This is a genomic window from Stenotrophomonas nitritireducens, from assembly GCF_001700965.1.
GTDB lineage: Bacteria > Pseudomonadota > Gammaproteobacteria > Xanthomonadales > Xanthomonadaceae > Stenotrophomonas > Stenotrophomonas nitritireducens_A.
The window spans coordinates 2,500,430-2,526,809 of record NZ_CP016756.1 but is presented as its reverse complement, the minus strand read 5'-3'; the positions used below and the strand labels follow the sequence as shown (position 1 = coordinate 2,526,809).

The window sequence follows — 26,380 nt, the reverse complement described above, 5'->3', positions numbered from 1 at the left end:
TCAAAAAGTCGCAGCGGCTATAGCTCCCTCCCTTTGGCGAAGCCAAGGGGAGGGTTGGGGAGGGGTACGCATTTGCCTTGGCTCCACAGCAACATTTCAAAGCCAGAACAGCAAAAGCCCAAAAGCACCCCTCCCCAACCCTCCCCTGCGCCTATGGCGCAAGGGAGGGGGCAGAGCCGCCCTCCGCGCACGTAGTACGGGACCACAAACATTGCCGATTCCGGCAGCTCACCCGCCGAACCCTGCGCCCATGACCTGTGGCCCAGCCCGCCGCGCGGGCCTGCTGCTACCCTTGCCCGGTTCTCTACACCGGTGCCGAATGATGCCCAAGCTGCTGCCCCTGTCCCTGCTGTTGTTGACCGCTTTCGGCAACGCCCATGCTGCGCCCACGCCGATCACCATCGAACAGGCGATGGCCGACCCGGACTGGATCGGGCCGCCGGTGGAGTCCGCCTGGTGGTCGTGGAACGGCCAGCAGGTCGAATACACGCTCAAGCGCCAGGGCAGCGCGGTGCGCGACAGTTTCCGCCAGCCGCTGGCCGGTGGGGTTGCCCAGCAGGTTGCCGACGACCAGCGCGGCACCCTCGATGCGGCCGACCGCGTCTATGACAGCAGCCGCCAGCGCATGGCGTTCGTGCGCAATGGCGATGTATTCGTGCGCGACCTGCGCAACGGCAGCCTGACCCAGCTGACCCGCAGCAACGAACGCGCCAGCGGCGTCAATTTCGCCAACGATGGCGGCGTGATCTGGGCAGTGGGCAACAACTGGTTCCATTGGAATCCGCGCAGCAGCATCACCAGCCAGGTTGCCCAGCTCAAGGCCGACAAGAACCCCGCCGATGCGCCCAAGGCCGACGTACTGCGTGACCAGCAGATGCGCACCCTGTCCACCCTGCGCAGCGACCGCGCCCAGCGCGATGAACTGCGCGAGCAGGGCGAACGTTGGCGCCAGGCCGATCCGACCCGCGCACCGGCGCCGATTTTCCTCGGTGCCGATGTCGAGATCGTCAACAGCGCACTTTCGCCCGATGCCCGCCACCTGATCGTGGTGACCAAGCCGAAGGGCTACGACGAAGGCCGCGGCGGCAAGATGCCGCTGTACGTGACCGAATCCGGTTATGAAGAAGCCGAGGACACCCGCACCCGCGTTGGCCGCAACGATCCGGAACCGCACGCGTTCTGGTTGGCCGATGCCATCACCGGCAAGGTGGAAGCGCTGTCGCTGGACAACCTGCCCGGCATCGCTACCGATCCGCTGGCCGAACTGCGCCGCAAGGCCGGCAAGGACGCGCTCAAGGGCAACCGTCCGCTGGAACTGATGAGCGACTTCATGGGTGGCGGCATCCGTTGGAACAGCGATGGCAGCCAGGCCGCGCTTATGCTGCGCGCCAATGACAACAAGGACCGCTGGATCGCCACCACCCCCGTCAGCAGCCCGCGCCTCGAAAGCCGTCATCGGCTGAGCGATGCCGGCTGGATCAACTGGGCCTTCAACGACTACGGCTGGATGCCCGATGGCCGCACCCTGTGGCTGCTGTCCGAAGAATCCGGCTACTCGCACCTGTACACGCAGACCGGTAGCAGCAAGCCCAAGGCCATCACTTCCGGCAACTGGGAAACCTCGGCACCGGTAGTCAGCGCCGATGGCAGCAGTTTCTACTTCGTCTGCAACCAGAAATGGCCCGGCGACTACGAAGTGTGCAACGTCAACGCCAACGGCGGTGCCGTGCGCGAAGTGACCGCGCTCGATGGCGTGGAAGATTTCAGCCTGTCACCGGATGGTCAGCAGTTGCTGGTGCGTTACTCCGCACCGTACCTGCCCGCCCAGGTCGCCGTACTGCCGGTTGCCGGCGGCGAAGCGCGCAAATTGACCGACACCCGCAGCGCCCAGTTCAAGGCGCGCGAGTGGGTGCAGCCGCAGATGGTGCAGGTGCCGTCCAAGCACGGTGCCGGCCACGTCTGGGCCAAGTACTACGGCCCGGAAAAGCTCGAGCCGGGCAAGCAGTATCCGATCGCCATGTTCGTGCACGGCGCCGGCTACCTGCAGAACGTGCATGCACGTTATTCCAACTACTTCCGCGAGCAGATGTTCCACAACCTGCTGGTGCAGAAGGGTTACATCGTGCTGGACATGGATTACCGTGGCAGCGAAGGCTATGGCCGCAACTGGCGCACCGCCATCTACCGCAACATGGGTCATCCCGAACTTGAGGATTACCTGGACGGCCTGGACTGGCTGGTCGAGACCAAGCAGGGTGACCGCGCCCATGCCGGCATCTACGGCGGCTCCTATGGTGGCTTCATGACCTACATGGCGCTGTTCCGCTCGCCGGGTACGTTCAAGGCCGGCGCCGCGCTGCGCCCGGTCGGTGACTGGCACCAGTACAACCACGCCTACACCGCCAACATCCTCAACACCCCGGACATCGACCCGGAGGCCTACCGCATCTCCTCGCCCATCGAATACGCAGAAGGCCTGCAGGACAACCTGCTGATCGCGCACGGCATGATGGACGACAACGTGTTCTTCCAGGACTCGGTCAACATGACCCAGAAGCTGATCGAGCTGCACAAGGACAACTGGTCGATCGCGCCCTACCCGCTGGAACGCCACAGCTATACGCGTGCTGATTCCTGGCTGGACCAGTACAAGCGCATCCTCAAATTGTTCGAGCAGGAACTGAAGTAAGCACCGACAAGGGCGCCGTTAGGCGCCCTTGTTGTTTGTGCGCGTGGTGGATGGTTTTTGCGAACAGCGAAGAGCACCCCTCCCCAACCCTCCCCTTGGCTGCGCCAAAGGGAGGGAGCAAAGCCGCCGCCGCTTCTGCCCCCTCCCTTGCGCGTAGCGCAGGGGAGGGCTGGGGAGGGGTGCTCTTGATCTTGATCTTGATTTTTCCTTTGCCCTTGCTTCTACCCAACACCCCCCCAAGCCTCCAGTACCATTCCCATCACGGAGCCCTACCCGCAGGAAGCACATGTCCACCACTGAAGCCCCCATCCGCATCGTCACCGCCGTCATCCTCGATCCACAGCAACGCGTGCTGGTGGTGCGCAAGCACGGCTCGGATACCTTCATCCAGCCCGGCGGCAAGCGCGAACCCGGCGAAGACGCGCTGCAGACCCTCAGCCGCGAGCTGCACGAAGAACTTGGCGTGCAGATCGACAGCAGCAACGCAGTCGCACTCGGCAGCTTCGAGGACGTTGCCGTCAATGAACCCGGGCGCCGCGTGCAGGGCGAATCCTTCCTGGTAAGCATCACCGGCAACCCGCAGGTGCAGGCAGAAATCGCCGAGCTGGCCTGGATACCGCTGCAGCCACCACACGGTGTGAAGCTGGCGCCGCTCAGTGCGCAGCATGTACTGCCCGCAGCGTGCGTTGCGCTGTTTCCCACTGAGGAAGCCGAGTGATTCCGGCACTCTTCCCTCAACACATCCGTAGCGAGCCCTCGTGAATCCGCCCCAGCTCCCGCCTCATCCTTCCGCCGCCGCATCGTTCATCGCGGTCACCGCCAAGCTGTCGCTGGTGATGGCAGCGCTGGCCATTGTCTGGAGCCTGTTGCAGCTGCTGGTGGTAGCGCTGATGGGGCGACTCGACATCATCAGCGTGATGCAGAGCGAAGGCCTGCCGGTAACACCTGGCATGCTCTGGCTCGCTGAGCATGCGTTCTCACTCAGCGTGCTGGGCCTACTGCTGTCGATCGTGTTCCTTGCCGTGTCCTGGGCCTTGCTCAAGCACCGCGAATGGGGCCGGATCGGCTTCATCGTTTTCCTGGTGCTGGTGGCCTTGGCCAACTTCGCCTTCCTGCCGCTGATCCACACCATGTTCGACAGCATGCAGGCCATGGTGCCTGCCGACTTCCTCAATTCCCCGCAAGGCCAGGAAATACGCACGCAACTGCGCATGGGCTTGTGGACTTCGCTGATCACCGGCACTGCCGCCGCGCTGGCATTGGCCGGCCTGCACGCTTGGTTGGTGGTCAAACTGTGCCGCCCTGACGTTCGCGCCCTGTTTCGTTGAGTTACTCCGGAGTTTTCATGTCGTTCCAACGTTTACTGCCTGCACTGGCCAGCGGCCTGCTGGCTCTTGCCACCCTGCCGGCCGCCGCTGCCACCCTGAACTGCGGCAGCTATACCGCCGAAGAAGGCTCGGCCCGCTTCGTGATTGAGAGCAGCAGCCAGGCTTCGATGCGCTATGAAGGCCTGGCCCCCACCCAGTACGTGATCCGCCAGCAGGGCAACACCCTGCATGCCGCCGACGTATCCAATGGTTTCAGCACCGAGTACAGCCTCAGCCGCGACGGCAAGCGCATCACCGGCAGCCTCGGCGACTATGTGCTGGATGCACCCAGCAGCTGCGGGACCGCGCCCACGCCGCCCGCGAACAGCTGCCGTGCCGATATCGACAGCTGCATCGAGAACGCCAGCGCAGCGACGCCGCAGCAGCTGACCCAGTGGTGCCAGGAAGACCTGCCGTTCGCCTGCGAACGCCTGCTGTCCAGCTACCGTGATGAAGCCCAGGCTGCGCAACAGGCGGCCGAACCTGATCCGGACCTGGAAGAGCCTGCCGTCTGCAAGGAAGGCAATCGGCAGTACAACGAAGCAGCCTGCCTGGCAGCGGCCAAGGAAGTGGTGGGCATCGCCATGGCCAAGGCACTGGCCGGCGCGCTGAACAGCAGCACGGTGGTCCTGCCCCCAGCTCGTCTGGATGAACTGCAGCAGCTGTGCCGCAGCCATCCGGACGCGAATTTCTGCGGCAAGGTTGCCGACGCGCAATGGGATGCCGGGCGCTACCTGCCTGCACGCGATGCGTTGCAGCTGGCCTGCAAGGCCGGCGCCGACGAGATGACCTGCAAACGCGCACAGGGCTTGGCCGCGCTGAGCGCTGCCGATCTCGCTGGTGGGCAAGCCGGTAGCCTGCCCTGCGGCGACTACAAGGCCAGCACCGGCCTGATGGACGAGCTTGGCTTCGGCGATGAAGGCCGGGTCAGCGTCGGCATGGGCAGCGAGCTGCGCGCACGCCTGCAGGACGGCCGCATCCATATCCGCCACGACAAGGGCGGCGACTTCGTGTTCAAGCCGCTGCGCACTGGCGGCCTGCTTGGCATCGACGAGTGGAACCGCTACGCCGTCTACCAGCGTACCGGCGGCAGCAGCCAGTGCAGCGCACCCAAAGTGTTCGTCGAACTGCCGTTGCCGCAGGACTGCCCGCTGGGCAATGACCCGCAGGCCTGCTGCGACAGTGGCAAATTGCAGGGCTGCAATGCGCTCGGCCACCGCCATTCGCTGGCCGGCGACTGGCAGGCGGCCGCACCGTATTACCAGAAGCTGTGCCAGGCCGGCGTCCGCGTCGGCTGCGAGAACCTGCGCACGGTTTACGAAAACACCGGTGATGAAGACATCCCCGGCAAGCTGCTGTCCCTCTGCAAGCGCGATGGCAAGGGTACGCACGTGGCCTGCGACGTGTACGAGACCAGCGACTGGGCGATGCTCGGGCTCGGCGCGCAGCTGACGCGCGCCGCCGAAGACCTCGACAACGAGGAAGAAGCCGAAGCACCGGCAACGCCCAGCAAGGGCAAGTCGCTGCGCAAGTAAGGCCTGGGGCGCAGGCCACGGTGGTGGCCTGCGCTACAGTACGCACATGAACGAATTCGACCGCGTACGCGATTATCTGACCGCCCTGCAGGACCGCATCTGCGCCGCCATCGAGCAGGCCGACGGCCAGGCCCGTTTCATCGAAGACCGCTGGCAGCGCGCCGAAGGTGGCGGTGGCCGCACCCGCATCCTGCGCGATGGCGCGGTGTTCGAGCAGGCCGGCATCGGCTTCTCGGACGTTGCCGGCACCCGCCTGCCGCCATCCGCCTCGGCCAACCGCCCGGAGCTGGCAGGCGCCTCCTGGCGCGCCTGTGGCGTGTCCCTGGTGTTCCACCCCAACAACCCCTACCTGCCCACCACCCACGCCAACGTGCGCTACTTCCAGGCCGAGCGGGATGGCAGAACGGTCGCGGCCTGGTTTGGTGGCGGCTTCGACCTGACCCCGTTCTATCCGTTCGACGAGGACGTGCAGCACTGGCATGCGGTTGCCCGCGATCTGTGCGCGCCTTACGGCGCCGATCGCTACGCCGCGCACAAGCGCTGGTGCGATGAATACTTCTTCATCAAGCACCGCAACGAAACGCGCGGCGTTGGTGGGCTGTTCTTCGATGACCTGCACGGTGATTTCGAAACCGACTTCGCCTATCTGCAGGCAGTCGGCAATGGCTTCCTGGACGCCTACCTGCCCATCGTCGAACGCCGCAAGGACACGCCTCACGGCGAGCGCGAGCGCGAGTTCCAGCTGTACCGCCGTGGCCGCTACGTCGAGTTCAACCTGGTCTACGACCGTGGCACCCTGTTCGGCCTGCAGAGCGGCGGCCGCAGCGAGAGCATCCTAATGAGCCTGCCACCACGCGTGCGCTGGGAATACGGCTACCAGCCCGACACCGGCAGCGACGAAGCACGCCTGGCCGAATACCTGGTCCCAAGAGACTGGCTGGGCGCATAGCCCCGTAGTGCCGAGCCATGCTCGGCAGGGGCTGCAAGTGGTGCTGTGGGAGCGGCGTAAGCCGCGAAGCCGACAACAATGAAATCGAGATGGTGCGTGTAATCGGATCGACCACTAGCTTCGCGGCTGACACCGCTCCCACATAGCTTGGATCTGGGGTGAGGCCCCTGCCGAGCATGGCTCGGCACTACCGCTGCTCTTTCTTCAAGATGATGGTGATGTGGCCGTTGGTTTCCAGCAGCGCGAGGTCCACGTCATCCACGTCGTCGCAACCGGCGTCGCGCATTGCCTTGGCGAAATCCGCCTTGCTTACCAACTCGCGTTGCAGCACTTTCTGCAGTACGTGGCCGTGCCGCGCCAGCACCACCGGTTCGCCTTCAATCACCCGCTCCACGGCTGGGCTGCGGGTGGTGATCCAGCCGACGAAATAATTCAGCGCGATCAGCGTGGCGGCCAGCAACAAGCCGCCGCCCAGCGAGGTGTCCTGCCCCAGCAAGGCGTTCTGCACCGCGTTGCCCAACAACACCAGCAACAACATGTCGAACGGCGTGAACTGGCCCAGCGTGCGCTTGCCGGCGACGCGCACCATCAGCAGCACCACGACATAGACCAGCACCGCACGCAGCACGAACTCCCACCACGGCATGGCCAGTGCAAACAGATCCGACATGACGCCCCTCCCTCATTGGCAACGGCCCATCGTCAATCACGACGGATAAAGATGATGCGAGAAAACCTGGCCCGACAATGACGCTGCGGCATTTTCATTCGCGCAAAAAGAAGCCCCGCCGACCAGGGGGGGGTCGACGGGGCCGGGGAGCGGGCATTTGGGGAGGAATCCCCGCTCCGAGATCTGCTCCAGGGGATGGGAGAGATCCGTGACAGACATTGCGTCTGTCGAGGGCTATATGAGCATCCTCAACCTTGATGGTTCGTGAAGATTCCGTCTTCCATCCAGAAAGATTAAGGAGAGATTCATAAGCCAAACTGTGCCCGTACTTTATAAATACGATGTAACGCGACGCATTGTTTCAATAACTAATACTTTCTGGTTAAGAAACTGGAAAATCAATGCGCCTGATCCCAGTTTTCCCCGATTCCGGTGTCAACCACGAGCGGCACACGCAGGCTCGCCGCCGACGCCATCCGCTGCTCGACTTCACCACGCAACGTGTCGATGAAGTCCGCATCCGCCTCGAACACCAGTTCATCGTGCACCTGCAGGATCATCTTGGCCTTGTCACTGTGCCCCTGCAGCCAACCATCCACGCTGACCATCGCACGCTTGATGATGTCCGCTGCGGTGCCCTGCATCGGTGCGTTGATCGCGGCGCGTTCGGCACCAGCGCGCAGGCCCTGGTTGCGGGCGTGGATATCGTTCAGATACAGGCGGCGGCCAAACAGGGTTTCCACATAACCCTGCTCACGCGCCTGCACCCGCATTCTTTCCATGAAATCACGCACCGCCGGATAGCGGCTGAAATACAGCGCTACATAATCCTGTGCCTGGCCGCGGTCGATGCCCAGGTTCTTGGCAAGGCCGAAGGCGCTCATGCCGTACATCAGGCCGAAGTTGATCGCCTTGGCGGCACGGCGCTCGTTCGGTGTGACGTCCTCCAGCGCGCGGCCGAACACTTCGGCGGCGGTGGCACGGTGCACGTCGGCGCCCTGCTCGAACGCGCGCACCAGGCCCGGGTCCTCGGACAGGTGCGCCATGATGCGCAGCTCGATCTGCGAGTAATCGCAGGCCATCAGCCTGCGCCCCGGCGGCGCCACGAACGCCTGGCGGATGCGGCGGCCATCGTCGGTGCGGATCGGGATGTTCTGCAGGTTGGGATCGGATGAGGACAGCCGCCCGGTTGCCGCACCCGACTGGTGGTAGCTGGTGTGCACGCGGCCGGTATCCGGGTTGACCATCTCCGGCAGCTTGTCGGTATAGGTGCTGCGCAGCTTGGCCAGGCCACGGTATTCCAGGATCACGCGCGGCAGCTCGTGCTGCTCGGCAATCGCTTCCAGCGCTTCTTCGTTGGTGCTGGGCTGGCCCTTGGGGGTTTTCACCAGCGCCGGCAAGCCCAGTTCATCGAACAGCACTGCCTGCAGCTGCTTGGGCGAGTCCAGGTTGAAGGTATGCCCCGCCAGCTCGGTGGCCTTCTGCTGTGCGGCCAGCATGCGCGCGGACAAATCGCTGCTCTGCCGCTTCAGCTCGGCCATGTCGATGCTGACGCCATTGGCCTCGATGCGTGCGAGTACCGGCACCAGCGGCATTTCGATATCGCGGTACACGCTTTCCAGCGAAGGCACCGCCGCCAGCTGCGGGCCCAGCACGCGGTGCAGGCGCAGGGTGATGTCGGCGTCTTCGGCCGCATAGGCACCGGCTTCGTCGATGCCGACCTGGGCGAAGGAGATCTGCTTTGCGCCCTTGCCCGCCACTTCCTCGAACTTGGTGGTGGTGTAGCCCAGGTAGCGCTGCGCCAGCGAATCCATGTCGTGGCGGGTAGCGGTGGAATTGAGCACGAAGCTTTCCAGCATGGTGTCGTCGGCATAGCCCTGCACGTCGACGCCGTGGCGGCGCAGCACATGGATGTCGTACTTGCCATGCTGGCCGAGCTTCTTCTTGCTGGCGTCCTGCAACAGCGGACGCAGCGCATCCAGTACCTGCTGCATCGGCAGCTGGGCCGGCGCGCCCGGGTAGGTGTGGCCGACCGGAATATAGGCGCCCTTGCCCGGCTCCACCGCCAGGCTGATACCAACCAGGTTGGCACGCATCGCATCCAGTGCATCGGTTTCGGTATCGAAGGCGAACTCGTCGGCGGCCTGCAGCCGCTGTACCCAGGCCTGCAATTGCTCGATGGTGAATACCGTCTCGTATTCACCCTTTACCGCCATGGCCGGGTCGAGGCCAACAACCGGCTCATTGTCGGCAGCCTTGGCATAGCCGGCGGCGGTGCCGCGCAGGCTGGGCGTGGTGTCGCTGGCTACATCCGGTGCGGCCACCCCGCCCAGCTCACGCAGGGCCTGGGTGAAGCCGTAACGTGCATACAGGCCACGCAGCGCTTCCACGTCCTGCTCGCGCAGCTGCAGGTCACGCGGGCCCTGCGGCAGCGGAACGTCGGTGCGGATGGTGACCAGGTCACGGTTCAACGGCAGCCGCGGCAGCGCGGCGCGCAGGTTCTCGCCGATCTTGCCCTTCATGGTCGATGCGGCGGCAATCACGCCGTCCAGGTCGTTGTATTCGGCCAGCCACTTGGCAGCGGTCTTGGGACCGCACTTCTCCACGCCCGGCACGTTGTCGACGGTGTCGCCCATCAGCGCCAGGTAATCGACGATCTGCCCGGCGTGCACGCCGAACTTGTCCATCACCGCCGCGTCCGAATCGGTGCGGCTGCCGGTCATGGTATTGACCAGCACCACGCCCGGGCGCACCAGCTGGGCGAAATCCTTGTCTCCGGTGGAAATGGTCACTTCCAGCCCGTCGGCAGCGGCGGCCAGCGCCAGCGTGCCGATCACGTCATCGGCTTCCACTCCTTCCACGCGCAGGATGTCGATGCCCAGCGCCTGCACGATGTCGCACATCGGCTGTACCTGCGAGCGCAGCTCATCGGGCATGGGCGGGCGGTTGGCCTTGTACTCGGCGTACATGTCGTCACGGAAGGTCTTGCCCGGCGCATCGACCACGAAGGCGACGTACTCGGGCTTTTCCTTCAGCGTGGAACGCAGCATGTTGACCACGCCAAACAGCGCGCCGGTGGGCTCGCCATTGGCGTTGGTCAGTGGCGGGAGCGCGTGGAACGCGCGGTACAGGTAACTGGAACCGTCAATAAGGACTAATCTGCTCATGCGCTGATTCTACGCGGCGGGCCGCTGCTGCATGTGGACAGGCATAATCGGACCATTCCCACCGAAGGAAGCACCCATGAAATCCCTGCTGTTGATCCCGCTGTTGGCCCTGGCCGGTTGTGCCACCCTGGGCGACGGCGCTCCGCCGGTCGACGTCAAAGGTGCGGATGTCACCCGCAAGGCGATGGACAACGGTGACACCATCGAGGAATACCGCGTCGGCGGCACCCTGCGCATGGTCAAGGTGACCCCGTCACGGGGCGCACCGTTCTACATGTACGACCGCGATGGCGACGGCCGCATGGACAGCGACAAGGACGGCACCAAGCCGGTGTACTGGAAGCTGTATAGCTGGTGATCTGACTGCCGGCGAGTGCCAGTGGACAAAGCGGAGCCTGACACCTCCCTTCTCCCGCAAGCGGGAGAAGGTGCCCCGAAGGGGCGGATTAGGGGAGCTTTTGGCTTTTGCTCTAGAAGCACCCCTCCCCAACCCTCCCCTTTGCCTGCGGCAAAAGGGAGGGGGCAAAAGCCCTCAGCGGATCACCAGCACCGGTACCGTGCTGCGGGCCAGCACTTCGGCGGTCTGGCTGCCCAGCAGGACGCGTGTGACGCCCCGGCGGCCGTGCGAGGTCATCACCAGCAGGTCGCTGTTGCAGGCCTTTGCCGTATCGATGATGCCGTCGGCGGCGTAGCGGTCAAGCACGTGGTGGGTCTGTACATCGGCCACATTGGCCGCGTGTGCGGCTTCAAGCGCCGGGCGCAGGATCTTCTGCGCGGCTTCCTCACGGTCTTTCTTGTACTCCGGGCTGGCTTCATAGCCGGCACTCCAGCCCATGGCGTCGTACATGCCCACCGCCCACGGCTCGGAAACGGTGACGATGTCGGCGTGCGCGCCCAGCTGGGCGGCCAGTTCCAGGCCCTTGGCCAACCCCTTGGCGGAAAGCTCGGAACCATCGGTGGCGATCAGGATGCGCTTGTACATGGCAGTTCTCCTTGGTTGAAGGGTGGTGGGGACACCATTGCACACCCGATGTTGCCCCCATGCCTTGCGCAAGATCAAACCGGGCCGATCAACGGCTGGCCCATACCTCCCAGTGTGGTCCTACCCTGTAGTGCCGAGCCATGCTCGGCAGCCCTTGGTGCAGACCATGAGTCCCGGCACATCACCGGTACTCACCAAACATCAAATCACCGTCAAATTCGCATACGCCATCACCAGCCACTTGCTGCCGGCGTCGGCAAACTCGACCTGCACGCGCGCGTGCTGGCCGTTGCCCTCGTAGTCGGTGACCATGCCTTCGCCGAACTTCGGGTGATTGACCAGCGCGCCGAGCTTGATCGGCGGCGCCTCGATATTGGCGTGGCCGCCCATCACCCGGTTGGCACCGAGCGAAGCCGGGCGCGAGACCTGCACCTTGGGGCGCACTTCATTGAGCAGCTCGCGCGGGATCTCGCGCAGGAAGCGTGACGGCAGGCTGTAGTTGTCCTGGCCATGGATGCGGCGCGATTCGGCGTAGCCCAGCACCAGTTTCTGGCGCGCGCGGGTGATGCCCACATAGGCCAACCGGCGCTCCTCTTCCAGCCGTCCGCTTTCTTCCAGCGAACGCGCGCTCGGGAACAAGCCTTCTTCCATGCCGGCCAGAAACACCAATGGAAACTCCAGGCCCTTGGCCGAATGCAGCGTCATCAACTGCACGCCCTCTTCGCCGGCCTGGGCTTGGCCTTCGCCCGCTTCCAGCGAGGCATAGGACAGGAAGGCGACCAGCTCGCTCATGTCCTCGGCACCTTCTTCGATATCGTCTTCGCGGCGCACGAAGCGCGAGGCCACCGAGATCAATTCGTCGAGGTTGTCGGTGCGCGATTCCGAATCCAGCGCGTTGCGGCTTTCCTTGCCCCAATGCTCACGCAAGGCCGAGCGCGACAGCACGTGATCGATGCGTTCGGACAGGTCCATCTCACCGGTTTCTGCGGTGATCTGCTGCACCAGGTTGATGAAGCCAGCCAGCGCATTCTTGGCACGCGAGGTCAGATCCGTACCCTGCGTGGCCAGCATCGCCGCTTCCCACAGCGGCAGCGCCTGCTGCCGGGCGATACGCCGCACTTCGTCCAGCGTGCGCTCACCGATACCGCGCGTCGGCGTATTCACCGCACGCTCGAAAGCCGCATCGTCGTTGCGGTTGGTCATCAGCCGCAGATAGGCCAGGGCATCCTTGATTTCAGCTCGCTCGAAGAAGCGCATGCCGCCATACACGCGATACGGCACCTGCTCGCTGAGCAGTGCTTCTTCGAAGGCACGCGACTGTGCGTTGCTGCGGTAGAGCACGGCGACATCGCCGTAGCTGCCACCATCGCGCACCCACTGCCGCGCGCGTTCAACCAGATAACGCGCCTCGTCCATTTCGTTGTAGGCAGCAAACAGATCGATCGGGTCGCCGTCACCGCTGTCGGTCCACAGCTCCTTGCCGATGCGGTCCGGGTTGTGCGCGATCACCGCATTAGCGGCGCCCAGAATATTGGCGGTGGAGCGGTAGTTCTGTTCCAGACGAATGGTCTGCGCGCCCGGGAAATCCTTGAGGAAACGCTGCACGTTCTCGACCTTGGCACCGCGCCAGCCATAGATGGCTTGGTCATCGTCACCGACCACGAACACATGCGCGCTGTCACCGGCCAGCACGCGTACGAAGGCGTACTGGATGGCATTGGTGTCTTGGAACTCGTCCACCAGGATCTCGCGGAAACGGGCGCGGTAATGGGCAAGCAACGCCGGGTTGTCGCGCAGCAGTTCGTGCGCGCGCAGCAGCAGCTCGGCGAAGTCGACCAGACCGGCACGGTCGCAGCGCTCCTGGTAGGCCGCGTAGGCCTGGCGCAGGGTTTCGCCCCACTGGTCATGCGGCTCGGGCTGGATGTGCTGCGGACGGCGGCCTTCATCTTTCTGCGTGTTGATCCACCACATCACCTGTTTGGGCGGGTACTTGCTGTCGTCCAGTTCCAACTGCTGCACCACGCGCTTGATCATGCGCAGCTGGTCGTCCGAATCCATCACCTGGAAGGCCTCGGGCAGCTTGGCATCGGCCCAGTGCAGGCGCAGCAGGCGGTGGGCCAGGCCGTGGAAGGTACCGATCCACATGCCACGACTGCCGCGGCTCAGCTGCAGATCGATGCGGTGGCGCATTTCGCCAGCCGCCTTGTTGGTGAAGGTGACAGCAAAAATGCCGTGCGCAGGCACACCGCAGACCTCGGTGAGCCAGGCGATGCGATGGATAAGCACACGCGTCTTGCCGGAACCGGCGCCGGCAAGGATCAGGTGGTGACCAAGAGGCGCGGAAACGGCCTCGCGCTGGGCTGCGTTCAGCCCGTCGAGCAAGTGGGAAACATCCATGCCGCCATTTTACGGGATGCGGCGCAATGGTTCCTGTAGTGTGGTTACGCGCCGTGAACCGGCAACACTAAAGAATCCGGCAGGGGTGTACCCAAGACTGCGTATTTGACATCCAGGCAGCCAAGCGCAATGCTCAGGCGTAACTGGAATTACGGCTTTCTCTTACGCACGCGCAATTCTCACTATCCGAGGAGTGTGAAATGGCAAGGAACAAGAGTGTGGCTCTGGTAGGCATTGCGCTTGCGATGCTGGCGGGTATCGCCCAAGCAGACAACCCAGTCCCGTCGCACCAACGCGTGCTGCCGGTACTAGTGAAACTCAACACCCAAGGCCGGGTGACCGACGTAAACCCCGCTTTGCGCTTGCCTCCAAAGATCGATCGGTTGCTACGGGCAAACATCAACGAACTCTTTAGCGGCCCCACCAACACCGCGGCTCCCGGCGATAGCGACAGCAGCCGTCAATTCGTCGCCAATATGACCACTGTTGCCACGCCAAGTGGCTCAGAGTATCTACAAACCGTGCACTTTGCCTTGGTTTCCACCCAAACGGTGCCCATCGGCAACTGGTATTGGGCGCATACCGATGGCCGACGCCTAGCCCTAGTCAACCGAAACCTGCCCCCGGTGAGTCGCATGCAGCGTGAACCCTCGGACAGGTCCCAGAACGGGTCTTCGCCTCCCAACAATGGCGGCCCCTCCGGAGGCAACGGTGGAACGCCACCGGCTACTAGGGGCAAAAGCACCTGAGCAAGGCAGGGAATCAAACCTCCTTGCCACTGCCTAGCGCAGCGCCTGCTTTGCCGCGGCCGCGGCCTGCCCTCGCAATTCAGGAATGGCCAGGCTTTCCCACAGATTGCCGATGCGCAGGCTGCCCAGCACCCGGATGCGTGATTCCACCCGGCCTTCGGCATCGATCAAGCTGCCGTCCGCCGCGGTATCCAGACCAATCCCGTGCGGCCCGGGCCGGCCCACGCCGCTGCCCAGCACCTGCTGCAGCAGCGGGTTGCGCATGGCCTGCGCACGCATTTCCACGCCGGTGGCGTTGACCACGCACTGCACTTCCAGCTGCAGCGGCCGCCGCTGGCGGTCCTGTGCACTCAGGCAGACGCAGGCGCCTTCGGCGACCGCGGTTTCCAGCCGGCCGCGATGCAGCTGCAGACGGCCGGCCTGTTGCAACCCCAGCAGCTGTGCGTGCACAGGCGCGGCAATCCGGTGCCGGTGCACATCCCAATAACGCACCACATGGCGCAGAAAGCGGCGCTGGTCGTCGAACGACAGGGTTTGCCACAGCCGCTGCCCCAGCGGACGGATCCGCTCCATCACGCTCTGCCAGGGAATATCACGGGCTGCCGCCTCGGCCGCATAGACACGCAGCGCGTGCATCCGCTGACGCAGATTCATCGCCAGCAGCGGCTCGGGATCGTAGTCGGCCGCCGCACCCTTGGCATGCGGCAAGGGCAGCAGTGCATGCCGCGACAGGACGTGGACGCGGCCGCGGTGGCCGTTGGCCTGCAGGGTCGCCACGGCGTCGGTCATGCTCAGGCCGGAGCCAATGATCGCCACATCCGCCGTGTCGGCAATGCCGCCCAGCGCCGGGTAATCCCAGGCTTCCACCCGCAGGCTGTCAGGCAGACTGCCGGCGCCGCGTGCCGGCAACGGCCGCAGCGCGTTGCCCACCGCCAGAATCACCTGCCCCGCCTGCAATGAGCTGCCGTTATCCAGGGTCAGCAGTACGCCGGCGTCATTGGGCTGCAGCGCCTGCACCCGCACCGCGAGGATTTCCAGCTGCGCCGGACTGGCATCCAGCGCCTGCTGCAGCCGCAGGCGCAGGTAGTCGGCGTAATGGCGGCGCGGCACGAACTGCGAGGCCAGCTGCTCCCGCGACAACGCAGGAAAGGCCTGCGTGTCACACAGATAGTCGAGGAAGTCCTGGGGTTGTTCAGGAAAGCCACTCATCTTGGCGGCCGGCACGTTCAGTACGTGCTCCTCGCAGGGAGTGGCATAGGCCACGCCACGCGCCAGCGGCAGCCTGGGCTCGATCACCACCAGGCGCAGCGACCGGCTTGCGCCGCGCAGCACGCCAATGGCGGCAAGCACGCCGGCGGCGCCACCACCAACGATGGCCAGATCACACAATGCAGGGGTATCGATAACACTCATCCGCCCGATTGTAGGCGATGCAGTACCCCTGCCTGATGCTGCCAATGCATGTATTCATGCTGGCAGAGCGGGAACTTTTTTCATGCCGCTGAAACACAAAACCCGCCTTTCGGCGGGTTCTGCTTGGAACGGCGCTCAAACAACCCCGAAGGATTACTTGATCTTGCCTTCCTTGTACATCACGTGCTTGCGAACAACCGGATCGTACTTGAGGAATTCCATCTTCCCCGGGGTGTTCTTCTTGTTCTTGTCGGTCGTGTAGAAGTGGCCAGTGCCGGCCGAGGAAATCATACGGACCTTATCGCGCTTACCTGCCATGATCGTTTACTCCTCAGACCTTTTCGCCGCGCGCACGCAGCTCAGCCAGAACGGAATCAATGCCGTTCTTGTCGATGGTGCGCAGTGCATGCGCGGAAACACGAAGCTTGATCCAGCGGTTTTCGCTGGCAACCCAGAAACGGCGCTCGTGCAGGTTGGGCAGGAAACGACGACGGGTCTTGTTGTTGGCGTGCGAGACGTTGTTACCCGTCTGCACTCGCTTGCCGGAAACTTGGCATACGCGGGACATTGCGCACCTCGGTAATGTTGATGACTTCCTTAGCCAGGAAGACGGCGGCCCCGGCGGTTACCCGCCACGCGTCATGGGATGCAAAAGGTTACGCCGACGAGGATGGCCAGATGACGTGTTCCCGGCCACCGATCCGGAGAATTCCGGACACAGCGAGCCGCGTATTATGCCCGCCAGCCCCCATCAGCGCAAGCCAAGCCCCCAGTAATGGCTCAATCGGGGGCAAAAGACAGCTCGCGGCGCCAGCGCAGCGGCCTGGCAGCGCCCTGCCCGGGTCGGGCGGGAACAGGGTCAGGTAGCCTGCGGCGATGGCCCGTTCACGCAGGCGCTCACCCACCCCTTCGGCCACTTCCACCTCGACCTGGGTAACCCTACCCAGCGGGTCCACGTCCATGGCCCAGACCAGCCGGGTAACACGGCTTGGTTCCAGAATGGCCGAAAACTGCTGTAGCCCAGCCAAGCGCAGCGCCCCGGCGCATTTCGCGCAAACCACCAACACCCCCCGGCTGCCTGCCTTGCGGATACGCTTATCCGGACCAAGGCACCGCGCCCATGGAGGGCAACCATGAAACTGCTGGCCCTGACCTATGGCACCGAAGGCGATACCCGACCGCTGGCCATGTTGTGCCGCGGCCTGATCGATGCCGGCCACGAGGTCATCCTGCTGGCCGACGCCGGCACGCTGGGCAGTGCACAAGCCCTGGGCGTACCCCATCAGGGACTGGAAGGCGACATTCAATCGGAAGTGACCGCGCTGGTAGCCAGTGGCAACGGCATGCGCGCGGCCAGCAGCGGCCTGGCCGGCATCGCCATGCGCCATACCGCCAGCTGGATGCGCCAGGCCAATGCCGCCGCCGAAGGGTGCGATGCCGTCCTCACTGGCGGGCTGGCGGCCTTCATCGGCATGAGCGTGGCCGAACACCGGCAGCTGCCGTTGATCGGCACCGGCATGATTCCCATCACCCCCACCCAGGCCTTCGCCTCGCCGTTCCTGCCACCAAACCGCGTGCCGCGCGCGTTCAACCGGCTGAGCTACCAACTGGTGAATCAATTGATCTGGCGCCAGTTCCGGCGCCCGATCAACCAGGCACGCACGCAGGTGCTGGGCATGCCGCCACGACGTTCGCTGTGGCGTGATGTGCCGATGCTGTATGGCATCTCGCCCAGCCTGCTGCCGGCCATCAACGACTGGCCCGGCGACCATCATGTCTGCGGCCAATGGCGCCTCGACGAAGCGCAGGCATGGTCACCGGCACCGGCCTTGCAGGCATTTCTGGAGGCCGGTGAGCCCCCGGTATACCTCGGCTTCGGCAGCATGATGGGCTTCGACCGCGAAGCGGTATTGGCTGCGTTGATGAGGGCATTGGATGGGCGCCGCGTGCTGCTGTCTCCTGGCTGGGCTGGACAGCCCACCCAGTCATTGCCTGCCAACGTGCACGTCATCGGCCACGTGCCGCATGAAGCTTTGTTCCCACTTGCCGCGCTGGTCATCCACCACGGCGGCAGCGGCACCACCCATTCGGCCTGCCGCGCCGGTGTTCCATCATTGGTGATGCCCTTCGCTGCCGATCAATTCTTCTGGGCCGACCGGCTGCAGAAATTGGGGGTGGCACCGGCCCCATTGTCTGCAAAGCGGCTGCGGCACGACGAACTCGTTGCCGCCGTGGCGTTTGCCGAGCAGGCAGAGACCCGCGCACGTGCGGCCGCACTGGGCAGGCAGATGATGAGCGAGAACGGGGTGGCGAACGCGGTGCGGAAGATCGAAGTACTGCTGCGGCGGTGAGTGCGCAAAGAGTGCGGCACCATAATTTCCCAGGCCGCCGCGCTGCGATGATGCCGAGCAGTGGCAAGCGGCAAACGTCACCAGCGCGACCAAATTGATTGCCCGCAATGGGTGGAGCTGGCATCACTGAAGAATGGTGCGCTCGATGCCCATAGTGCTACCACGGCAGTCATCCATGCCGGCGCATTCATTTTCCGGTGGAGAGGCTGATGCCGCTCTGCTGCCCTCGGCACCAGAACGGCACGCTACGCTTTCGAACCAGTCGCCGACATGCCAGGCCAGGGCGAACGCCTGCTGTGGTTAAGCCAGTACTGCGCGGCGCGGACGGGTCGCGGGGGCGATACCCGAGCCAATCGGCTCACCCGATGCCGGCACCGCACGCTCCCTGCCCCATGCGCGAATACCTTCGATCTGCTCCGGTGCAGTCCGCGAAAGTGGCACCACGTTCTGGAAGCTGCGGCGGAACAACTCGTCGTTAACCACGCCGTCGCCGCGCAGGTAGGCTTCCTTGACCACTTCGCGTACCGCTGACTCCAGATCAGAGCCTGCAAATCCATCGGACATCTCCACCAGCTCGTCCAGCAACGCTTCCTCCAGGACTCCTTCCTGCAACCCCCTGCGTGCATAGATGCCAATGATGTCGCGGCGCTCCTCGGCAGTAGGCAGGTCCACGAAGAACAACTCGTCGAAGCGTCCGCGGCGCAACAACTCCGGTGGCAACCGCGACACGTCGTTGGCCGTGGCGACCACGAACACACGGGTACGCGCTTCCTGCAACCAGTACAGAAACTGACCTACCAAGCGGGTAGACGTGCCGCCATCGCCATTGCCACCCGCGCCCGCCAAACCCTTTTCAATCTCATCGATCCACAGCACGCAAGGCGCTACGTGATCGGCAGTGGCGAGGGCTTCCTTCAGGCGGCCTTCGCTCTGCCCCAGGTACTGCCCATGGATGGTGGACAGATCCAGGCGGTACAAGGGCAGCTGCCAATCATGCGCAATGGCCTTGGCCGACAAGGATTTGCCGCAGCCCGGCACCCCCACCAACAGCACGCCGCGTGGTGGCCGAATACCGCGCTCACGCAGATCCGCCGTAAGCAACGGCCGCTCGCGCTGCAACCAGGCCTTGAGCCCGCCCAGACCACCAACGGTCATCTCCGCACTACGCACCGAGACCCGCTCAATGCCGCTGATATCGGCGAAAATCCGATCCTTGGCTGACATCAGTTCGACCATGTCGGCTTTGCTGATACGACCATTCACCAGCAGCGTGGCAATGATGTTCTCCGCCTCCAGCCGCGATACACCGGCAAGTATCGCCGCTGCGCGGGCAACGTCCTGATCATCCCACTCAATGACGAACTGCCCCCGATAGGGGTCGAGCTGCTCGCGGATGATCGCCGCCATTTCGTCTTCATTCGGTGCCGACAACTGTGCGGACATGCCCAGCCGCTGCAACTGCCCGAAGATCGGCTTGCTGGTCACAACCACCAAGGACCCACCGTGGTCGGCAGCCAGCATCACCACATCGATCAACTGCCTTGAGGACGCGGTGTCATCCTCCATATCCGATACCTCGGTCAAAACGAAGCTCAGGTTCTGCCGCTGAGCCATCTGCTGGCTTGCGAAATCCACCGCGCCAATGACCGAACGGTCCTCGTTGACCACCCGCCCGGTCGCCAGCTCGCGGGTGCCCTGCGAAAGCGTATGCACGTAGAAGGGAGCACTCAGGCTCCCCGCCACTTCGCGCAGGATATCCAACACACGTGCCCGCTCGGTGCTGCGGATCGAGATGAACGGCACCCGCGCCTTCAGGTAGCGGGTCAATGTTGCTTTGAACTCAACTGCGTCTGTCATTTTCAAACCAGGAAAGAGCGCCGTCGCGACGGCGCTGGCAAGGGTGCCGCATCACTCGCAGATGCGCCGGCGGCGGCCGGTGCAGCTACGGTGCTCGAATGGAAATGCCGCAGGTCGTGGTGGCGCAGCGTTCTGAGCAATGCCTCGGCATTCTGCCTGCGGGCACTGTCCTCCAGCGACTGCTGCATCCGCTGGGCGACCTTTTCGAGCAGCTCCAACAGGTGCTTGCGCAGCACATCCGGCAAAGCAGGCACGCTTGCCAACCTATGAAGCAGCCCAAGGTGACGACGCGCATCCAGAAGCGCACGCACCACCTCGACCTCATCCCGGCTGTAGCTGAAGCTGCGATCCAGTCGCGTCGACAACGCCTGCACCCTCAGGTCGAGCACGGCATGAATGCGCTCACTGAACAACGTGGCGACGCCTGGCGTCCAGTCAAGCCGACCCTGCGCCATCGACAGCAACACGGCGTCATCGTCATCACCTTGCGCGAACCGTTCCAGGGCGATGCTCCAGTCGGCATAAGTATGGGGAGCCAAAACCGGCATCACACCACTCAGCGCCGGCGACGGACAAAGCCGTTGGCAGGCAGCAGGTCCCACCCAGGCAATGCACCCGCGAGTGCGTCCATTACCGGTGCGGCCGGTTGCACTGCTGTGACAGGCGCGGACTCTGACTTCGGCAGGGGCGGGGCCGCCCCTTCCAGTGGCAGCGGCGGTGGCAAGGTGCCATCAAGCAATTGACGTGTCATTCGGTATTCCTCAGGCAGTCGCCAGTACGCGGCGGGTGTTGTCGTGTCCGCTCAGGGCGAACTGCTCCGGACTGATGGATTCAAGCAGGGCAGGCAAGGACTCGGCCTGGGCATCGCGCTTGGCGAGTTCACGCCGAACCTCAACCACTTCGGCCATGCAGGCTTTCAATACCTGCAGCGCGTGTTCGCGTGTCTGCTGGAACTGCGCCTTGACCCGTGCGCGCACGTTATCCAGGTTCTTATAGGCAAAGCCCACCCACAACAACAAGCCAGCACCCATGGCCATTGGTACCAGTGCACCAAAACCGGCAAGCAACAACAGGGCCGCCAAGCCGACACCCAACCAATGCAACACGCCCAGTTTCACCTTGGCCAATGCAGCCTGCAGCTGCTGGTCGATATGCGCACCGAGTGCAGCCTCCAACTCCTGCTGGTTGCCGCCGTCGCGTGTCACTCCCGTCCAGTCCAACACCTTGAGGGTGATATCCACCGGCACCTGCGCGCGAATCTGTGCGGTCAAGTCCTGATGAGCATCCAGAATCCAGTCGCGCGATTGTGCCGTGGCAAAGCGCTGCGTCGCGCGCGATGCATGGCTGGTCTCCGGATGCATCGCTGCATTGGTCAGGAGCTGGGTGAAGCTGACCTGCTCCTCCAACGTCTTTTCCTGAAGATCAAAGCGCTTCTGCGCAATGGCCCGGTCACCACTTTCGGAAATGATGAGCCGACACATCTCCTCTTCCCGGCGAAGCGGAAGTTCATCATCGTCAAAATGCGAAACCAGCTTTTCCAACAGCCTGTCCACGTCGGCGACAAGACTGTTGGTGGCCTTTGCAGGCCCCGAGAACACCGCATCAAAATGCTCGGTGACCACTGCATGGGTGGCGCAGCCATTGAGCGACGCCTGCAGCGCAGGCCAGGTCACACTGTGTTCCTTCAGCGCTGCAAAGCGTTCGCCATCATCTGCATTGGGCGTCTTGAAGCGCAGCGCATCTATCCATTGGGTACGTTGTTCCTCGACAAAGCCCGCCCGTTGGGAAAGCTCATCCACCCACTCCGCAGTGCGTTTGATGCAAGCCTGTGCCGTCTCCAACCCGAAGACACCACCGGCAATGGCGTCGATCAAGATCACCGTCTGACGATCCAGAAGCACCGGATTCTGCTGCGCCAGATAGCGCTCCATCCATTGCTGGGCCGCACCGAGACGTCCGGCACGGCGGCAGACCAGTGCAAACAGGAGACTGGTCTTTTCATCGTCACGGCGTACCGCCTCGGCCAAACCACGCTCGGCCAAATCACGATTGTCGTTGAGCCACGCAGCCAGGGCCACCAGCGCCGGCGCCAGCCAATACCCCGGTGCTGCCAGCATCAGCTGCTCGGTTGCCGCGCGGATCGTGTCCTGCCGGACCAGCCTGATGTCCGCGGCCTGCAGAATGCCGGTCGTTTGCCGCCTCACCTCACCATGATGGCCAAACCGCGCCTCCAGTTCCTGGCGGATCTTGACATGGCGTGTCTCCGCCAGCCCCAGTTCCTTGGCCTTGGCATCGGCAGCCACGAAGGCATCAAATGCCCGCTGCAACTGCTCCAGTCTGTCGCGCGTGTCTTCGACATTCGACTGGACATAGCCCACCTGGTTGCTCAACGACTGGATGTCGCCATTGATTGCCCGCAGGTTGCTGCTGATGGCGGAAAGGTCCGCCATCTGAATGATCCTCTGCCCGCTCATTACGTTCCTTCGATGATTGCCGTTGTTCCGGATTCACTGACCGCCACCATGCGTGCTGCGTATACCTCGATGAACGCATAGGAACGGTGCAAGGCCAGCGTCCGTGCTCTTTCAAGAGATAGCGGCAGCGCTTGACCAATCTTGAAGTGATCGATGATGAAGCCGCCCAGCGCCAGGGTATGCACCTCGTAGGGATAGCCCAGATAGCAACGCGACACGATGCCAAGCAGCTGCTCGTCGGCAACCAGTGCCCCAAGCTCCTTGTCGATGATCGCCTTCAAGGCATCCAGCGCCTGGCGATCATGTACGTGTCCGCCTGTGTCCAATCCGGCCACAGCCTTTACGTACTCAGCGGAGCGCGGCTGCCGCAATGAATGCAGCCGCACCTGCGGCGACTGCATTGTGCCGACCGAAGCGCGGCTGCGATCCAGCAATGGAGCTGCGGAAACAACAGCCTCCGTGCCGGTCAAAAATCGTCGAACCATTCCCCTGTTCCTACCTTCGCATTCATTGCCAGGGCGACGTTATCAGTTTGGGCACGGTCCTCCAAGACATGCGGTACGCACATGTCAGGGAGAACCTTACAAACCCATCGCGTCACCTGCCGTCGCGATGCAGCCAGCGGTACAGCACCGGCAATACCAGCAGAGTCAGCAGCGTCGAGGACACGATGCCGCCGATCACCACGGTTGCCAGTGGCCGCTGCACTTCCGAGCCGGCGCCCACGTTGAAGGCCATCGGTACGAAGCCCAGCGATGCCACCAGTGCAGTCATCAGCACCGGCCGCAGGCGGCCCAGTGCGCCTTCGCGCACGGCCACGTCCAGGCTGCGGCCCTGTTCGCGCAGGTGGCGGATGAAGCTGATCATCACCAGGCCGTTGAGCACCGCCACGCCGGACAGCGCGATGAAACCGACGCCGGCCGAGATCGACAGCGGAATGCCACGCAGTGCCAGCGCCAGCACGCCACCGGTCAGTGCCAGGGGTACGCCACTGAACACGATGCCTGCATCGCGGGCCGAACCGAATGCCCAGAACAGCAGCGCGAAGATCAGCAGCAAGGTCACCGGCACCACCACCGCCAGGCGCTGGCTGGCCGAGATCAGCTGCTCGAAGCTGCCGCCGTATTCCACCCAGTAGCCTGCCGGTACCTTGACCTGTGCGTCGATGGCCTGCTGCAGCTCGCTGACGAAGCCACCAAGATCGCGATCACGCACATTCGCGGTGATGACGATGCGGCGTTTGCCGTTGTCGCGGTTGATCTGGTTCGGGCCTTCGCTGCTTTCAATCCGCGCCAACTCACGCAGCGGTACCGTGCGTGCATCGCCACTGCGCCAACCCCCTGCGCGACTGGATTCGTCGGCACTGTCCTGGGCAAGCGCCGGTTCCAGCGATACCGGCAGATCCGCCAATGCCGCCGGGTCCTGGCGGATGGCTTCGGGCAGGCGCACGACAATGTCGAAGCGTCGGTCACCTTCGAACAGCTGCCCGGCCACACGCCCGCCCACCGCCGTTGAAACCGTGGATTGCAGTTGGCCAGGATTGAGCCCGTAGCCGGCCAAGGCCGCGCGATCCGGCGTGACCGTCAGCAAGGGAAGGCCACTGGTTTCCTCCAGCCGCACATCGGCCGCACCCGGCACCTTGCCGGCGACCGCGACGATGCGCTGGCCTACCTGCGCCAGCATGTCCATGTCGTCACCAAACAGCATCACCGCCACGTCGGCACGCACGCCGGAGATCAACTCGTTCATGCGCATCTGGATCGGCTGGGTGAACTCGTAGTTGTTACCCGGCAACTCCTCTACTGCGGCTTCCAGTTCGGCCAGCAGCTGCGCACGCGGCTTGCGCGGGTCCGGCCATTGCTTGCGTGGTTTCATCATGATGAAGGTGTCTGCCACCGACGGCGGCATCGGATCGGAGGCGACCTCCGGCGTGCCGATCTTGGAGAACACCTTGTCCACTTCCGGCAACTGCTGCAGGCGCGCTTCCACCTGCTTCTGCATGTTCACCGACTGACTCAGGCTGGTGCCGGGGATGCGCATGGCATGCATGGCGACATCGCCTTCGTCCAGATTGGGCACGAACTCGCTGCCCAGCCGCGTTGCCAATACACCGCAGCCGATCACCAACACCAAGGCACCGGCAACCACCCAGCGTCCGCGCCGCATCACCCAAGCCAGCAAGGGTTCGTAGCGCGCACGCAGCCAGGCCATCAAGCGATTTTCCTTCTCCTCGACGCGGCCACCGAGGAACATCGCAATCGCCGCCGGCACGAAGGTCAAGGACAGCAGCATCGCGCCGCTGAGCGCCAACACCACGGTGATCGCCATCGGGTGGAACATTTTTCCTTCCACGCCGGTCAGGGCGAAGATTGGCAGGTACACCGCGGTGATGATGCCCAGGCCGAACAGGCTGGGGCGGATGACTTCGGCGGTGGCGCTGGCGGTTTCAGCAAAGCGCTCCTCGCGGGTCATGGCGCGGCCCAGCGCGTGCGTGCGTTCGCCAAAGCGGCGCAGGCAGTTCTCGATGATGATCACCGCGCCATCGACGATCAGGCCGAAATCCAGCGCACCCAGACTCATCAGGTTGGCCGATACGCCGCCGCGTGCCATGCCGGTCAGGGTGAACAACATCGCCAACGGAATCACCGCGGCGGTGATCAACGCCGCACGGAAATTGCCCAACAACAGAAACAACACCACGATCACCAGCAACGCGCCTTCCAGCAGATTCTTGGCGACGGTCTGGATGGTGCGATCAACCAGCGCGGTGCGGTCATAGCTGGCGGTGACGGTGACCCCTTCGGGCAGGCTGCGCTGCGCCTGTTCCAGCTTGGCCGCAGCGGCCTGCGCCACCTCGCGGCTGTTGGCACCGACCAGCATCACCACCGTGCCCATCACCACTTCGTGGCCGTTCTGGGTGGCGGCACCGCTGCGCAGCTCCGGACCTTCGCCCACCTCGGCCACATCGTGCACATGGATGGGCACGCCCTCGCGCCGCGCCAGCACGATATTGCCGATCTCCTCCAGCCCGGCCACCTGCCCCGGCACCCGCACCAGGAACTGCTGGCCGTTGCGCTCGATGTAGCCGGCACCGATGTTCTGGTTGTTGCCTTCCACCGCTTCGGCAACATCATCCAGGGTGAAGCCCAACGCACGCAGCTTGGCCGGATCCGGGGTGATATGGATCTGGCGCTGATAGCCACCAATGGTATTGACCTCGGTAACGCCCGGCACGTTGCGCAGCTGTGGCCGCACCACCCAATCCTGCAGCGTGCGCAGGTCGGTGGCGGTATACGCCGAACCATCGGGTTTGCGCGCTTTTGGATCGGCGTCGATGGTGTACATGAATATCTCGCCCAGGCCGGTGGCAATTGGCCCCAGCTGCGGGTCCAGGCCTTCGGGCAACTGCGACTTAACCTGCTGCAGGCGCTCGGCTACCTGCTGGCGGGCGAAGTACAGATCGGTACCGTCCTTGAACACCACGGTCACCTGCGACAGACCGTATCGCGACAACGAGCGCACCTGTTCAAGTTTGGGCAAGCCCGCCATCACCGTTTCCGCCGGATAGGTGATGCGCTGCTCGCTCTCCAAGGGCGAATAGCCATCGGCAGCGGTATTGATCTGCACCTGGACGTTGGTGATGTCCGGCGTGGCATCGATGGACAGGCGGGTGAAACTCCAGCTGCCGATCGCGATCAGCGCCAGGGTAAGCACCATCATCATCCAGCGATGGGCGATGGCACTGCGGATGATGCGCTCAAGCATGTTGGCGCCCTCCGC

20 protein-coding genes are annotated in these 26,380 nt (G+C 63.9%); 8 read left to right on the top strand and 12 right to left on the bottom strand.

Going from position 1 to position 26,380, the window contains the following annotated elements; genetic code table 11:
* Positions 1-322 precede the first annotated feature (322 nt).
* The 5 genes from BCV67_RS10535 (at position 323) to hemF (ending at position 6,540) form a co-directional block, all read left to right on the top strand.
* On the top strand, positions 323-2,689 hold the full coding sequence (locus tag BCV67_RS10535) for a S9 family peptidase (protein WP_062171924.1): 2,367 nt from the start codon (positions 323-325) through the stop codon (positions 2,687-2,689).
* A gap of 286 nt (positions 2,690-2,975) precedes the next feature.
* Positions 2,976-3,407: an NUDIX hydrolase gene (locus BCV67_RS10530; RefSeq protein ID WP_062170568.1), complete on the top strand. Its 432-nt coding sequence runs from the start codon at positions 2,976-2,978 to the stop codon at positions 3,405-3,407.
* A 40-nt stretch (positions 3,408-3,447) separates the two neighbouring features.
* Entirely contained in the window at positions 3,448-4,017 is a 570-nt protein-coding gene (locus BCV67_RS10525; RefSeq protein ID WP_062170570.1) for a hypothetical protein, read from the top strand.
* Between the two features lie 17 nt (positions 4,018-4,034).
* A complete protein-coding gene (locus BCV67_RS10520; RefSeq protein ID WP_062170572.1) occupies positions 4,035-5,591 on the top strand; it encodes a hypothetical protein in 1,557 nt (518 codons plus the stop codon).
* A 46-nt stretch (positions 5,592-5,637) separates the two neighbouring features.
* Positions 5,638-6,540: an oxygen-dependent coproporphyrinogen oxidase gene (gene hemF, locus BCV67_RS10515; protein ID WP_062170574.1), complete on the top strand. Its 903-nt coding sequence runs from the start codon at positions 5,638-5,640 to the stop codon at positions 6,538-6,540.
* A gap of 187 nt (positions 6,541-6,727) precedes the next feature.
* Here hemF and BCV67_RS10510 read toward each other — a convergent pair whose 3' ends face one another.
* Together BCV67_RS10510 and polA are read right to left on the bottom strand one after the other, a co-directional pair.
* Positions 6,728-7,210: a DUF421 domain-containing protein gene (locus tag BCV67_RS10510; protein ID WP_062170576.1), complete on the bottom strand. Its 483-nt coding sequence runs from the start codon at positions 7,208-7,210 to the stop codon at positions 6,728-6,730.
* Between the two features lie 398 nt (positions 7,211-7,608).
* Positions 7,609-10,377 carry a DNA polymerase I gene (gene polA / locus BCV67_RS10505; protein WP_062170578.1) on the bottom strand — a complete coding sequence of 923 codons (2,769 nt, stop codon included), beginning with the start codon at positions 10,375-10,377 and terminating at the stop codon, positions 7,609-7,611.
* A gap of 76 nt (positions 10,378-10,453) precedes the next feature.
* On the opposite strand from polA, the gene BCV67_RS10500 reads away from it, so the two are divergent.
* Positions 10,454-10,735: a DUF2782 domain-containing protein gene (locus BCV67_RS10500; RefSeq protein WP_062170580.1), complete on the top strand. Its 282-nt coding sequence runs from the start codon at positions 10,454-10,456 to the stop codon at positions 10,733-10,735.
* 174 nt (positions 10,736-10,909) lie between these two features.
* Here BCV67_RS10500 and BCV67_RS10495 read toward each other — a convergent pair whose 3' ends face one another.
* Both BCV67_RS10495 and uvrD read right to left on the bottom strand, forming a co-directional pair.
* Positions 10,910-11,359, bottom strand: a complete 450-nt coding sequence (locus BCV67_RS10495; protein WP_062170582.1) for a universal stress protein — start codon at positions 11,357-11,359, stop codon at positions 10,910-10,912.
* A gap of 201 nt (positions 11,360-11,560) precedes the next feature.
* Complete coding sequence (gene uvrD / locus BCV67_RS10490) at positions 11,561-13,756, bottom strand: DNA helicase II (protein WP_062170584.1); 2,196 nt, start codon at positions 13,754-13,756, stop codon at positions 11,561-11,563.
* A gap of 200 nt (positions 13,757-13,956) precedes the next feature.
* On the opposite strand from uvrD, the gene BCV67_RS20100 reads away from it, so the two are divergent.
* Positions 13,957-14,505 carry a hypothetical protein gene (locus BCV67_RS20100; RefSeq protein WP_156455897.1) on the top strand — a complete coding sequence of 183 codons (549 nt, stop codon included), beginning with the start codon at positions 13,957-13,959 and terminating at the stop codon, positions 14,503-14,505.
* Positions 14,506-14,538: 33 nt separating this feature from the next.
* Here the strand turns inward: BCV67_RS20100 and BCV67_RS10485 are convergent, their stop codons facing one another.
* The 3 genes from BCV67_RS10485 to rpmB all read right to left on the bottom strand — a co-directional run bounded on the left by BCV67_RS10485 (position 14,539) and on the right by rpmB (position 16,486).
* Positions 14,539-15,918, bottom strand: coding sequence for an FAD/NAD(P)-binding protein (locus BCV67_RS10485; protein WP_062170586.1), 1,380 nt, complete (start codon positions 15,916-15,918; stop codon positions 14,539-14,541).
* Positions 15,919-16,071: 153 nt separating this feature from the next.
* Complete coding sequence (gene rpmG, locus BCV67_RS10480) at positions 16,072-16,239, bottom strand: 50S ribosomal protein L33 (RefSeq protein WP_172675037.1); 168 nt, start codon at positions 16,237-16,239, stop codon at positions 16,072-16,074.
* 10 nt (positions 16,240-16,249) lie between these two features.
* Positions 16,250-16,486 carry a 50S ribosomal protein L28 gene (gene rpmB / locus BCV67_RS10475; protein ID WP_057630274.1) on the bottom strand — a complete coding sequence of 79 codons (237 nt, stop codon included), beginning with the start codon at positions 16,484-16,486 and terminating at the stop codon, positions 16,250-16,252.
* A 565-nt stretch (positions 16,487-17,051) separates the two neighbouring features.
* On the opposite strand from rpmB, the gene BCV67_RS10465 reads away from it, so the two are divergent.
* Positions 17,052-18,269, top strand: coding sequence for a glycosyltransferase (locus BCV67_RS10465; RefSeq protein WP_062170588.1), 1,218 nt, complete (start codon positions 17,052-17,054; stop codon positions 18,267-18,269).
* 300 nt (positions 18,270-18,569) lie between these two features.
* Here the strand turns inward: BCV67_RS10465 and BCV67_RS10460 are convergent, their stop codons facing one another.
* The 5 genes from BCV67_RS10460 to BCV67_RS10440 form a co-directional block, all read right to left on the bottom strand.
* Positions 18,570-20,126, bottom strand: a complete 1,557-nt coding sequence (locus BCV67_RS10460) for an AAA family ATPase (protein ID WP_062170590.1) — start codon at positions 20,124-20,126, stop codon at positions 18,570-18,572.
* Positions 20,127-20,128: 2 nt separating this feature from the next.
* Positions 20,129-20,674 carry a hypothetical protein gene (locus BCV67_RS10455; RefSeq protein ID WP_062170592.1) on the bottom strand — a complete coding sequence of 182 codons (546 nt, stop codon included), beginning with the start codon at positions 20,672-20,674 and terminating at the stop codon, positions 20,129-20,131.
* A gap of 213 nt (positions 20,675-20,887) precedes the next feature.
* On the bottom strand, positions 20,888-22,576 hold the full coding sequence (locus tag BCV67_RS10450) for a hypothetical protein (protein ID WP_197430037.1): 1,689 nt from the start codon (positions 22,574-22,576) through the stop codon (positions 20,888-20,890).
* A 23-nt stretch (positions 22,577-22,599) separates the two neighbouring features.
* On the bottom strand, positions 22,600-23,085 hold the full coding sequence (locus tag BCV67_RS10445) for a hypothetical protein (protein WP_156455899.1): 486 nt from the start codon (positions 23,083-23,085) through the stop codon (positions 22,600-22,602).
* A 112-nt stretch (positions 23,086-23,197) separates the two neighbouring features.
* Complete coding sequence (locus BCV67_RS10440; protein ID WP_062171926.1) at positions 23,198-26,365, bottom strand: efflux RND transporter permease subunit; 3,168 nt, start codon at positions 26,363-26,365, stop codon at positions 23,198-23,200.
* Positions 26,366-26,380: the final 15 nt, after the last annotated feature.